Genomic DNA, 12,050 nt, shown 5'->3' on the forward strand with positions numbered 1-12,050 from the left:
ACAGGTCTCCTCCTATTTTGTTGTCTTCCATCCCCTATCCCATTTTACTACTTAACTAAGTTAATAAACGTTTTTGTTAATTAAAAAACACAAAGGAATATTTTCCTTTGTGCTTCTTGTTTATTATTTTAATATACCCGACCCGGCTTTAGATATAACATCTGATTTTACATTTGATGATGAGCCGATGGAACCGTGCAATGACGGTGTCCAGCCGACGGACTGACTTAATCCGTTGGCGGCTGACGCGTTAATTGCGGCGCCGTTTAAAAGAGTGCCGTCTTCATGAAGCGCTTTTCCGCCGCTGAAGACGCTGATGACTTTATCAGCAGCCAGTCCCGGCACTTCAAAGACATTATTCTGGGCATATATTTTTGACGCGTGGCCTGCGCCCCACGCATAGCTGAACGGGTATGCGGCGCTTTTAGAGCCTGCGTAAAAATTATTATAAATATGAACCTGCCCGTACCGGACCCGCGGTGCGCGCTGGACGATGTTCTGGTAATAGTTATGGTGAGTGGTCACCTTCAGTTTTCCTTCATCCGACGTCTTGCTGTCGCTGTTTCCGATGACGGAGCCTTTGTCATGGTCATGATATTTATTATAGGACAATGTAATATAATTCGCCCCGTTGGCTATATCCGTCTGGCCGTCATGGTGCTGATATTTTCTCCCGTAATAGTAAGGAAAACCGCTGTCGGGATTCGATCCGTCATTAAAGGTGCAATGATCGATCCAGATGTGCGTCGCGCCGTTAATGGTGATATTGTCATATTCCGAGTTCCAGTTGCCGCTGCTGCCGTCCGTCGGGTCCCATTGCGGAAAATAGTCGTAAGCGTCTTGAAATTCAATGTTGCGGATGATGACATTGTCGACGCCGTTCTTTATATTAAAACTTCCGCCTGTCACTTTGGCATTTGAACCCGAACCGATGATCGTCGTATTTGAAGGAATGTCAATCACGACCCGTGCTTTCTGGTTTTTTTGAGATCGCTGTCTGGCGTCTTCCTGGGTGCCTGACGGCGCTTTTTTCCCCCATTTGTCCGGGTCGTACGCCTTCAGATAAGCGTTGAGATCATATGCCGGATCCTTATAATCATTAAAGCCGAGCGTTTTATTCCGGTCGTCCGTATTCATATTGATTGTGCCTTGTATGTAAATAATCTTCGGCGTGCTGTTGGCGCTTCCCCCTAATGCAGAAACGAGCTGCTGTCTGTTTGATACGGTGTAGACATTCGATGAAGAGGCTTTCGCGCCGCCGGTTGTCCCGCCGGAAGCGGCTCCCCAGCCGTCATTTGTTCCTAACGTCTGCCGTCCCAGGTCAGCGGCATAGACGTCCGCAGGGATCATACATAAACAAACCGCCAGCATAAATAACATTTTTTTCATGAATTGTGCTCCTCCTGATTTTTCATTCCAATTTATTACAATTGAATTCTATCAAATCAGTTGAGAAACGGCACCGAAAATGTACAGCATGTGCCTTTCGGTTTTATTGCGGAAACCGCAAAAAAATCCCAAGGGACCGAAAACCCCTTGGGATCTGTTCAGCTTACGCCCATGATTTTACTTTTTCGTTATCCGTGACAAACAGAAGAACTTTTCCTTCATCTAAGCGCTTTTCAAATTGTGATGCTTCCTCTTCTGAAAAGCCGATTTCATGAATTTTGTTGCGGAGCTCGTCGCCTTTTTTATTAAACATATTGCCGACCGCGTGTTTAATGCCCGTTTCTTTCGCTCCGATGGTATTGACATCAGTATTATCTGCCAGGCGGTCCGTTCTGTCGTCATCATGAGAAAGCACATATACGTCTTCTTTTGCGACACCCAATTGCTGAAGCTCTTTTACGTCCTGCATCAGTTTTTGATCATTTGTATATTCTCTTACTACCGGTTTCATTGATAAGTCCTCCCTTTTGTTTTTGTATATTGGATGTTTACCCGCTCAACCAAAGGTCAAACAAAAGAAAGAGAGTTCCGGGAAAAAACGGGCAGATTGTCGCTGGATATTTTCCGGCGGGACATGTTACAGTAGGGAAAGCTACATTTATCAGAAAAATAAAAATCTTCATGAGCCGATTAAGCAGGGAGGTGGTTCCTATTCATTACTTTTCACCGGAACAGCGATTTAACGCTTGGGTTGTCAGTGATTTAGTGAAGCAGGTATTCCGCCGGCATACCCGCTGCCCGGATGGAATAAAAGAGCTTACGGTCTTTGCTGAAGATACTTTTCATATTAATATCGATTTCGTTTTCTCTATCATTATCAATATCGGTGATATCGAATCCGTTCTGCCGAAAGAAATTGAAAATAAGCTGGGTTCTTATCTGACCGCGCTTCAGCCCGTCATTACCGCTGACATGCTTCATTCTTCAAAAACGAATGCCTATGAATATTTGGAACATGAGAAAAACACCGATGTGTACCGGTTATTCTTTTAAATACGCATATAAGGAAAGAAGGGCCCGGGCCCTTCTTTTTTTGTTGCCGGCGGACGGTTTGATTTTGTATTCGGGAAATGGTTCGTGTTACATTTGGAACAAACACTCATGTTGAAGGAGGATGCATCATGCCGAAAAATCAGCAGCAGATTCAATTGGCAAGACGCCCCAAAGGCGTTCCCGTCCATGACGATTTCCGCTTTGAAACGATTGCCGTTCCCGAACCGAAAGACGGCGAAGTGCTTGTGAAAACGAGTTATGTGTCCGTTGATCCGTACATGCGCGGACGGATGCAGGATACAAAATCATATGTAGAGCCGTTCGCTTTAGATGAAGCCATAACAGGCGGAGTGATTGCCGAAGTTCTGACAGACGGCGATAAGCTGAAAAAAGGAGATGTTGTGATCGGAAATCTCGCATGGCAGGAATATTCAGCCGTCAATGAGTCCGCCCTCCGCAAGTTGGATACGGATATCGCACCCGCCCAGGCGTATCTCGGCATTTTAGGGATGACCGGACTGACCGCTTACTTCGGGCTGCTCGATATCGGCCGTCCGAAAAAGGGCGAAACCGTCGTCGTTTCAGGGGCTGCGGGCGCCGTCGGCTCAACGGTCGGGCAGATTGCCAAAATCAAAGGCGCGCGGGTTGTCGGCATCGCCGGTTCTGACGAAAAAATCGCGTACCTGAAAGAGGAGCTTCAATTTGATGAAGCCATTAATTACAAAACGGCGGATGATATTCAAAAAGCGCTTGAACAGGCATGCCCTGACGGCGTCGATGTCTATTTTGACAATGTCGGCGGACCGATTTCAGATGCGGTGATAAACCTGCTGAATGAATTCGCCCGCATTCCGGTATGCGGAGCGATCTCTTCATATAATACCGAAAGTGAAGAGGAAGACATGGGCCCCCGCGTCCAGCCGAAGCTGATCAAAACAAAAGCGCTGATGCAGGGGTTCATCGTCAGTGATTATGCTGACCGCTTTTCCGAAGGCGCGAAACAATTGGCCGAATGGCTCAAGGACGGGAAGCTTCATTATGAAGAAACGATTACGGAAGGATTCAGCCATATTCCTGACGCGTTCCTCGGCCTGTTTAAAGGAGAAAACAAAGGCAAACAGATCATCAAAGTCAGTGATCTAAGTTAACATGATGATGAAAAAAGGAGGGCTTTGTCCCCTCCTTTTCTGCTTTTTCGCATCAGCCGCGAAGAATCAAAGTCAGAAAGCCGTCTTCATCAGGCTCCGTATCTTCCAAAGTGAATCCCGCTGCTTGAAAGCAGGCTAAACTGATTTGATTGTCTTTTTCGATGCTTGCCGCCCATTCCCGCACGCCGGTAAACCCAGGATCAGTCAGCAGTTTTTGCAAAATCTGTTTTCCGTACCCTTGAAGCTGGTACAAAGGATTGACGATCAATCCGATATACGCCCGTTCCTCCACAAACTCTATAGAGACCATTCCTGCCGGAAGCTGCCCGTCATATGCCATAATGACAGTATCGTCTTCATCTTTATTCAATCGTGCATACCACGCGTCTAATGGCAGCATCGCATCCATTCTCCGTCTGATGTTATCGTTCTTAAACCAGTGTTCAAGTATTTTCAGCTCACGTTCCTTCAATATTTGAAATCGGTCTATTGAACCCATCTTCCCACTCCCCCACCCGAACCTTTTCTATTATTTTACAATAAAAAAAGAAGGGCTTCCCGCCCTCCGTTTCTTATTTCTCAGATAATTTTCCGCCTGAATAAACAGCCTCTTTCAGCTCAATTCCGAGTGATTTGGCCATTTTTTTCAGTTTGGATTCTTCCATCGGCGTGACAAGGCTGAGTACGGTTCCTTCTTTACCGGCCCGCCCCGTCCGGCCGGATCTGTGGATATATCCGTCTTCATTCGGGATGTCCGCGTGAATGACGTACGGAAGATCATCGATATCGAGTCCGCGCGCCGCAATGTCAGTCGCCAGAAGCAGCGGAAATTCTCCCCGTTCAAACGCTGATAATATCTTTGCCCGCTCCATTTTTTTCGCTTCTCCGTGCAGAATGCCGAGATCCACGTGGTGATAGGCGAGTTTTTCCGCATAGACGCTTAAATTTCCGATATCTCTGACGAACACGAGCGCCTGCATGCCGTTCAGCCGTGACAGCTTTTGTAATAGCTTCACTTTATCCCGCTGATCGCAGACGAGATATTGATGCGTGACGCGCGCTTTTTCCGCCGTATTCCGCTCCACTTTCAAAACGGCCGGTTCGTGTGCGATGGTATTCAGCACCTGTTCTGTTTCCGGCTGCAGCGTAGCGGAAAAGCTTAAAAGCTGTCGGTCTTTCAGCGTCGTTTTAATGATTTTTTTCATCGTTTCGCGGTGTTCCTGTGTCACGAGCTGATCCGCTTCATCAAGAACGATCGTCTTGACTTCATGCATTTTCAGCTTTTTCGCCTGAATCAATTCGAGCACCCTGCCCGGTGTGCCCGCAATGATATGCGGTTTATTTTTGAGCTTTTCCACCTGCTTTTTCACGTTTGCTCCGCCGATCAAAGACAAAGCGCGAAGATCAGAGCCTTTTATCCACTCCTGAATCACTTGAAAAATCTGCATCACAAGTTCGCGGGACGGCGCTAAAATGATCACTTGCGGATGTTTCTGTTCCGGGTTGATCCGCTCCAGAACCGGAAGCGTGTACGCCAATGTTTTTCCCGTTCCCGTCGGGGATTCGGCGATGACGTCTTTCCCTTCCATAATCACCTGAGCGGCTTTTTCCTGAATGACGGTCGGCTCCTGAAAACCTGACGCCTCCCAGTTTTCGGCGATAAATGGTTGTGTATGCTGTAAAAATGGCCATGTTTGGGTCATGTCGTTCTCCTCAATTCTTAAAATCTACTCCATAGTATCTCAAATGCACGCGCCAAACGCAATTTTCTTTTTCCTTCCAAGCCTTTTAACAAACGGTCTCCTCCTTTATAATCATAAATGAGAAAGACACATGATAAAAAATGCGTGTCTGATAACGATAGAGGTGTAATGATGAGTATTTTATCCGTAAAAGAGTTAAGCCACGGCTTCGGTGACCGTGCGCTTTTTAACAATGTATCGTTCCGTCTTTTAAAAGGGGAGCACGTCGGCTTAATCGGAGCAAACGGCGAAGGTAAATCAACGTTTATGAATATTATTACCGGAAAGCTTGAGCCTGATGAGGGTAAAGTTGAATGGGCGAAAAACGTGCGCGTCGGCTACCTCGATCAGCATACCGTGCTTGAAAAAGGAAAAACGATCCGCGACGTGCTGAAAGATGCGTTCCATTACTTATTTGCGATGGAAGAGGAAATGAATGAGATTTACAACAAAATGGGCGAAGCGGACCCTGATGAGCTTCAGCAGCTGCTTGAAGATGTCGGTGTCATTCAAGACGCCCTGACAAACAATGACTTCTACGTGATTGACAGCAAAGTTGAAGAAATCGCCCGCGGCCTCGGCCTGCAGGATGTCGGACTTGACCGCGACGTCACTGATTTAAGCGGCGGACAGCGGACGAAAGTGCTGCTCGCCAAACTGCTTTTGGAAAAACCGGAAATCCTTCTGTTGGACGAACCGACCAACTACCTTGATGAACAGCATATTGAATGGCTGAAACGCTATTTGCAGGAATATGAAAATGCGTTCATCTTGATTTCTCACGACATTCCGTTTTTAAACAGCGTGATCAATTTGATTTATCATGTGGAAAACCAGGAGCTAACGCGTTATGTCGGTGACTACCATCAGTTTATGGAAGTCTACGAAGTGAAAAAACAGCAGCTCGAAGCCGCCTATAAAAAACAGCAGCAGGAAGTGGCTGAACTGAAAGATTTCGTCGCCCGCAACAAAGCGCGGGTCAGCACGAGAAATATGGCGATGTCCCGCCAGAAAAAGCTTGATAAGATGGATATGATCGAACTGGCGGCCGAAAAACCGAAACCGGAATTCCATTTCAAGCCTGCGAGAACGTCAGGCAAGCTCATTTTTGAAACGAAGGACTTAGTCATCGGCTACGATACTCCGCTGTCACGCTCGCTCAATCTCAGAATGGAGCGCGGGCAGAAAGTCGCCCTGTACGGCGCAAACGGCATCGGGAAGACGACGCTGTTAAAAAGCCTGCTCGGTGAAATCCAGCCGCTGGAAGGCACGGTGGAACGGGGCGAGCATCAATACACGGGCTATTTCGAGCAGGAAGTGAAAGAAACCAATAACAATACGTGCATCGAAGAAGTGTGGAGCGAATTTCCTTCCTTTACCCAGTACGAAATCCGCGCCGCCCTCGCCAAATGCGGACTGACGACCAAACACATTGAAAGCCGCGTCTCCGTTCTCAGCGGAGGAGAAAAAGCGAAGGTCAGACTGTGCAAACTGATCAATTCAGAAACAAACCTGCTCGTGCTTGACGAACCGACAAACCACCTGGATGTCGATGCGAAAGAAGAGCTGAAACGCGCGCTGAAAGAATACAAAGGCTCCATTCTGCTGATTTCCCACGAACCCGAGTTCTACATGGATATCGCGACGGAAACATGGAATTGTGAATCTTGGACGACGAAAGTGCTGTAAACACAAAAAGGAACTCCCGCCTGTGCGGAAGTTCCTTTTTTTCTTAATGTCCGGCTTTTATTCCGGCGAGATGTTTGCGTCCCATGAGAAGGACAAGCATGCCGACAAAAACGACGATCCCGCCTACTGTATATGGAGTGCTTGCGGTGAAGTGTTCTGACAGCATCCCCGCAATCCACGGAGCGAGCGCACCGCCGATAAAACGGACTGAGCTGTAGGCTGAAGACGCGATTGAACGTTCAACCGGCGCAGAACCCATCACAGCGGTTGTCATGATCGTATTCACCATACCGAGAACAGCACCGGCGACAACGATACACGTAATGATCAACGTCTGATGGTCAGTCCAGATCCCCATGACGATGAGAATGACCGCAAAGGCGATAAAGAGAACGACGAGCGAACCCACTGTTCCCAGCGCTTTGTGCACGAGCGGCGCCGTAAAGACTGACGTAATTGCCAGCAATAACCCCCAGCCGAAGAAGACGTATCCAAGGCCGTGTTCATCTAAATCCAGCACGAACGGAGAATAAGCAAGCAAAATAAAAAATCCAAAGTTGTATAAGAAAGCAGATACTGCCATTGTCAAAAGGCCTTTATATTTGAGCGCCTTCATCGCATCAAACACACCGACGCGTTTCGCCGGTTTCGGCAGCTTCGGCAGCATGAGTGAAATCGCGCAAAGCGCTATGAACATAAGGACAGACACTCCGAAGAACGGAGCGCGCCATGAGATGCTGCCAAGCTCTCCGCCTGCAAGCGGCCCGACAGAAATTCCCAGTCCAAGCGCGGCCTCATACAAAATAATGGCTTTGGCGCTGCCGCCGACCGATACCCCGACGATGACGGCAAGCGCGGTTGAAATAAAGAGAGCATTCCCAAGCCCCCAGCCGCCGCGATAGCCGACAAGCTGAGCGATTGAACTTGAGCTTCCGCCGAGAGCGGCAAACACGATGATAAAAATAAGTCCGAGAAGCAGCGTCCATTTTGCGCCGATCCGGCTGGAAATCGCGCCGGAGAAAAACATCATAAAACCGGTAACGAGCAAATAACTTGTAAATAATAGAGATACTTCACTAGGTGAAGCATGTAATTGTGCGGCGATCGCCGGAAGAATCGGATCGACAAGACCGATTCCCATAAAGGAAATAACACAGGCAAACGCAACCGCCCAAACGGCTTTCGGCTGGCTGAATAAGCCTGTTTTCTGTTGTGATGATGTATCCATTTGACCAGACCTCCTGTTTCATCCATTAAAAGAAACGCTATATCCATAGCGTTTACAGCAAAATCATTCGATTGATTGAATGGCGCGGTCAGCTTTTTCTTTCATTCCGTTAAGGCGCGTTTTAAAATGCTGAAATGTGCTGATCTTCTCATCAATCATCTCAAGCTGGTGGTTCAAAGCGTGCTGAATCTCTTCCAGCTTTTCTTTCCGTTCCTTCAGATCCAGTGACAACAAGTACCCCTCTTTGTTTAATTCCAGCTGACGGCTCATCTCCATAAACTGCTGAAGCTCCTGAAGGGAAAAACCGAGCACTTCTTTTGTGCTGGTGACTTTTTCGAGCTCCTCCATATCATCTTCAGAGTAAAGCCGGACGCCGCCTTCTGTCCGTTTAGGAGCAGGAATCAAACCAATCTCCTCGTAAAAACGAATGGTTCGTTTTGTCAATCCGCTTCGCTTGGCAACTTGATCAATCTTCATCCATTCCAAGGTGAATCCCCCTCTTGTCGTATCTGTTTCTATTATACACCATTTGAACCTTAACGTAAACGTTAACTTTTTATGCCTGATAAACTTTGCTTGGACAAAACGTTTGTCTTTAAAGCGCCGGGAGACATCTGTGTAAGATAAAAAAAGCCGGAATGACCCGCCATCTTTCTCGGGGGCCGTACCGGCTTTTCTTAATTCTCAAGTTCTTCAATCATCAGTGACAATTCGGTCCAGCGCTCCATCGCCGCTTCAAGCTCTTCAGCCGTTTTTGCCTGTTCGGCCATCAGTTCTTGAATCTTTCCGAAATCACTTCCCGCTTCAGCGATTTCCGCTTCCAGACGCTGATGCTTTTCTTCAAGGCCGGCGATTTTGTCTTCGATGCCGTCCCATTCGATCTGATCCTTATATGAAAGCTTTTTGCGCTTTTTCTTCGGCTCTTCCTCCGCCTTTTTCTCTTCGGCCGGCTGTTTTACCGCCGTCTTCTTCGCTTTTGCGTATTCCATGTATTCACTGTACGAACCTTGGAAACGGGAAATGACGCCTTGTCCTTCAAATACGATCAGGCGGTCAATGACGCGGTCAAGGAAATAGCGGTCATGGGATACGGTGATGACGACGCCTGGGAACTGTTCGATATAATCTTCGAGCACGCTTAATGTTTCTGTGTCCAGATCATTGGTCGGCTCATCTAAAAACAGCACATTCGGTTCCTGCATCAGTACATTCAGCAAGTACAGACGGCGCTTTTCCCCGCCCGACAGCTTTCTGATATATGTCTGCTGCATCGGACGCGGGAACAGAAAACGCTCAAGCATTTGTTCCGCGGTGATGACATCGCCTTCCGCCGTTTTGACGATTTCAGCCGTCTCTTTTATATATTCAATGACTTTCATATCACCGTTCATTTCGCTGTGGTCCTGGGTGTAGTAGCCGATCCGGACCGTCTGCCCGATGGTGATACTGCCGCTGTCAGGCTGAATTCTGCCGGCGAGGCTGTTTAAAAGTGTCGTTTTCCCGATTCCGTTCGGCCCGATGATGCCGATTCGTTCCCCCGGGATGACAAGCTCATTAAACCGGCTGATCAGCGCTTGGCCGTTATAGGTAATGGCGACGTTATCGGCTTCGATCACCTGTTTTCCGAGACGGTGAGAACCGATCGCGAAATCGAGTGATCCGGAGACTGCCGGCCCTTTTTGCTCTTTGAGCGCCTCCGCTCTGTCCACTCTCGCTTTTTGTTTCGTCGAGCGCGCTTTCGCCCCTCTTCTGAGCCACGCCAATTCGCGGCGCAGGAGGTTTTGACGTTTTGTTTCTTTCTGCTCCGCCAGCGCTTCCCGTTCGGCCCGTTTTTCCAGGAATACTTCATAGTTTCCTTTATACGTATAAAGGCTGCCTCTCTCAAGCTCGTAAATTCTGTTCGTCACCCTGTTCAGAAAATATCTGTCGTGCGTGACAAGCATAACGGCGCCCGGATATTGCGATAAGTAGCCTTCCAGCCATTCAATCGTTTCATTGTCCAAGTGGTTTGTCGGTTCATCCAAAATGAGCAGGTCAGCCGGCTGGATGACGTTTTTCGCAATCGCGACGCGCTTTCTCTGGCCGCCGGACAGCTCGCTGACATCCTTCATCAGATCGGTGACGCCAAGTTTGGTTAAAACCGTTTTGGCTAACGTATTCGCCTCCCACGCATCATTCGCATCCATTCGGGCCTGCGCATCAAGCAGCTGTTTCTGGCGCTGGTCATTTTCCGGTTCTTCATTCAGCGCCTGAAGCGCTTTTTCGTATTCTCTCATCGTTCTCATGACGGCTGATCCGCCGGAATAAATATGTTCAAGAACGGTTTGTCCGGCCGGAAGATCAGGGTCCTGATGCAAAAACTCAATATGCACGTTTCCTGAGGCCGTAATCTCGCCTTCCTCCGTTGATTCAAGGCCGGCAATGGTTTTCAGAAGCGTAGACTTCCCCGTTCCGTTCGGGCCGATTAAACCGATTCTTTCATTCTCTTCAATATGAAAGGAGATATGGTCGAATAATGTCTTATCTCCGTATGTTTTATAAAGGTTTTCCGCTTTTATGATGCTCATGGTCCCTATCAATCCTCACGTAAGTTCATGTGTTCATTTTAAATCAGGCGCTGGAATAAAACTAGTAAAAGGACAGACAAATTTCTTGGAAGAGATCATTTTGTCCGAAGAATGTTTCCGCCTCTCCTTTTATACACTGGAGGTGAAGAGGTGATGACATGATCAGCGTCAGTTTGTGCGTTATCGTGAAAAATGAAGAGGAAGTGCTTGCGGGCTGTCTTGATTCCGTCAAAGACATTGCGGATGAAATTGTGATTGCTGATACGGGCTCGACCGACCGGACGAAAGAAATCGCGGCCCGTTATACGGATAAGATTTATGATTTTGAATGGATCGATCACTTTGCGGCCGCCCGTAACTTTGTGTTTTCGAAAGCGGAAATGGATTATATTCTGTGGCTGGACGCCGACGATATATTGACGGAAAAGGACCGTGAAAAGCTGATTGAACTGAAGGCGTCGCTTTCAAAAGAGGTGGACGCGGTATCCATGTATTATCACGTCGGCTTTGATGCACGGGGAGAGGTCAGCTTCAGATACCGCCGCAACCGACTCGTCAAGCGTGAAAAAGGGTTCCGCTGGATCGGAGCCGTGCATGAGTATCTTGAAGTATACGGAAACATCATAGAAACCGATATTGCCGTCACACACCGGAAATCCGAGAAAAAGCACTCGCCTCCCTCAGACCGCAACTTGAAGATTTATGAGAAAATGGCGGAAAACAGTGAAACGATGACACCGCGCGATTTGTTTTACTTCGCGAATGAATTAAAGGATCACGGCCAGTATCAGCGCGCCATCACGTATTATCACCATTTTCTTTCCACAAAACAGTGCTGGATCGAAGACGAGATCAGAACGTGCCAATATCTATCCGATTGCTACAGGGCGGTCGGCCATGAAGAGGCCGCCATGACGTCTCTCTTAAAATCATTTCTGATCGATTGTCCGCGGCCGGAGTTCTGCTGCAGGCTCGGCGACTATTTTGCGGAGAAACGGCAATACCGGCAGGGCGTGTTTTGGTATGAGCTCGCCCTATCCGCCAAAAGCAGTGATGCAGGCTTTACCCAGCTCGAATATTCCACCTGGTATCCCCATCTGCAGCTCTGCGTCTGCCACTGGCAGCTCGGCGACAGAGAAAAAGCGAAGATTCATAACGACAAAGCCGCCTCCTATCATCCGTCACATCCGAGTGTCCTGTATAATCAAAACGTGCTCGGCACATAACATCGAAA

General features: G+C 48.0%; 11 protein-coding genes. 4 read left to right on the forward strand and 7 right to left on the reverse strand.

The features are described from left to right. Positions 1-123 precede the first annotated feature (123 nt). Positions 124-1,389 carry a pectate lyase gene (locus SB24_RS06025; RefSeq protein WP_033574969.1) on the reverse strand — a complete coding sequence of 422 codons (1,266 nt, stop codon included), beginning with the start codon at positions 1,387-1,389 and terminating at the stop codon, positions 124-126. Between the two features lie 163 nt (positions 1,390-1,552). Next, a complete protein-coding gene (locus tag SB24_RS06030) occupies positions 1,553-1,900 on the reverse strand; it encodes a YflT domain-containing protein (protein ID WP_003155650.1) in 348 nt (115 codons plus the stop codon). A 191-nt stretch (positions 1,901-2,091) separates the two neighbouring features. Here SB24_RS06030 and SB24_RS06035 point away from each other — a divergent pair, with 191 nt between their 5' ends. Together SB24_RS06035 and SB24_RS06040 are read left to right on the forward strand one after the other, a co-directional pair. Continuing rightward, a complete protein-coding gene (locus tag SB24_RS06035; protein WP_050515827.1) occupies positions 2,092-2,442 on the forward strand; it encodes a DUF3212 family protein in 351 nt (116 codons plus the stop codon). A 128-nt stretch (positions 2,443-2,570) separates the two neighbouring features. After that, on the forward strand, positions 2,571-3,590 hold the full coding sequence (locus SB24_RS06040) for an NADP-dependent oxidoreductase (RefSeq protein ID WP_033574968.1): 1,020 nt from the start codon (positions 2,571-2,573) through the stop codon (positions 3,588-3,590). Positions 3,591-3,642: 52 nt separating this feature from the next. Here SB24_RS06040 and SB24_RS06045 read toward each other — a convergent pair whose 3' ends face one another. Together SB24_RS06045 and SB24_RS06050 are read right to left on the reverse strand one after the other, a co-directional pair. Further along, on the reverse strand, positions 3,643-4,089 hold the full coding sequence (locus SB24_RS06045) for a GNAT family N-acetyltransferase (protein WP_033574967.1): 447 nt from the start codon (positions 4,087-4,089) through the stop codon (positions 3,643-3,645). A gap of 73 nt (positions 4,090-4,162) precedes the next feature. Beyond that, positions 4,163-5,293 carry a DEAD/DEAH box helicase gene (locus SB24_RS06050; protein WP_015239365.1) on the reverse strand — a complete coding sequence of 377 codons (1,131 nt, stop codon included), beginning with the start codon at positions 5,291-5,293 and terminating at the stop codon, positions 4,163-4,165. Between the two features lie 171 nt (positions 5,294-5,464). Here SB24_RS06050 and SB24_RS06055 point away from each other — a divergent pair, with 171 nt between their 5' ends. After that, positions 5,465-7,021, forward strand: coding sequence for an ABC-F family ATP-binding cassette domain-containing protein (locus tag SB24_RS06055; protein ID WP_033574966.1), 1,557 nt, complete (start codon positions 5,465-5,467; stop codon positions 7,019-7,021). 43 nt (positions 7,022-7,064) lie between these two features. On the opposite strand, the gene SB24_RS06060 is transcribed toward SB24_RS06055, so the two are convergent. The 3 genes from SB24_RS06060 to SB24_RS06070 form a co-directional block, all read right to left on the reverse strand. Then, positions 7,065-8,249 carry an MFS transporter gene (locus SB24_RS06060; protein WP_007408959.1) on the reverse strand — a complete coding sequence of 395 codons (1,185 nt, stop codon included), beginning with the start codon at positions 8,247-8,249 and terminating at the stop codon, positions 7,065-7,067. Positions 8,250-8,312: 63 nt separating this feature from the next. Beyond that, positions 8,313-8,735 carry a MerR family transcriptional regulator gene (locus tag SB24_RS06065; protein WP_039252362.1) on the reverse strand — a complete coding sequence of 141 codons (423 nt, stop codon included), beginning with the start codon at positions 8,733-8,735 and terminating at the stop codon, positions 8,313-8,315. 191 nt (positions 8,736-8,926) lie between these two features. Next, a complete protein-coding gene (locus SB24_RS06070) occupies positions 8,927-10,816 on the reverse strand; it encodes an ABC-F family ATP-binding cassette domain-containing protein (RefSeq protein ID WP_039252364.1) in 1,890 nt (629 codons plus the stop codon). 158 nt (positions 10,817-10,974) lie between these two features. Here SB24_RS06070 and SB24_RS06075 point away from each other — a divergent pair, with 158 nt between their 5' ends. Beyond that, a complete protein-coding gene (locus SB24_RS06075; RefSeq protein WP_007609987.1) occupies positions 10,975-12,042 on the forward strand; it encodes a glycosyltransferase in 1,068 nt (355 codons plus the stop codon). Positions 12,043-12,050: the final 8 nt, after the last annotated feature.

The organism is Bacillus sp. Pc3 (genome assembly GCF_000815145.1).
Lineage (GTDB): Bacteria > Bacillota > Bacilli > Bacillales > Bacillaceae > Bacillus > Bacillus velezensis.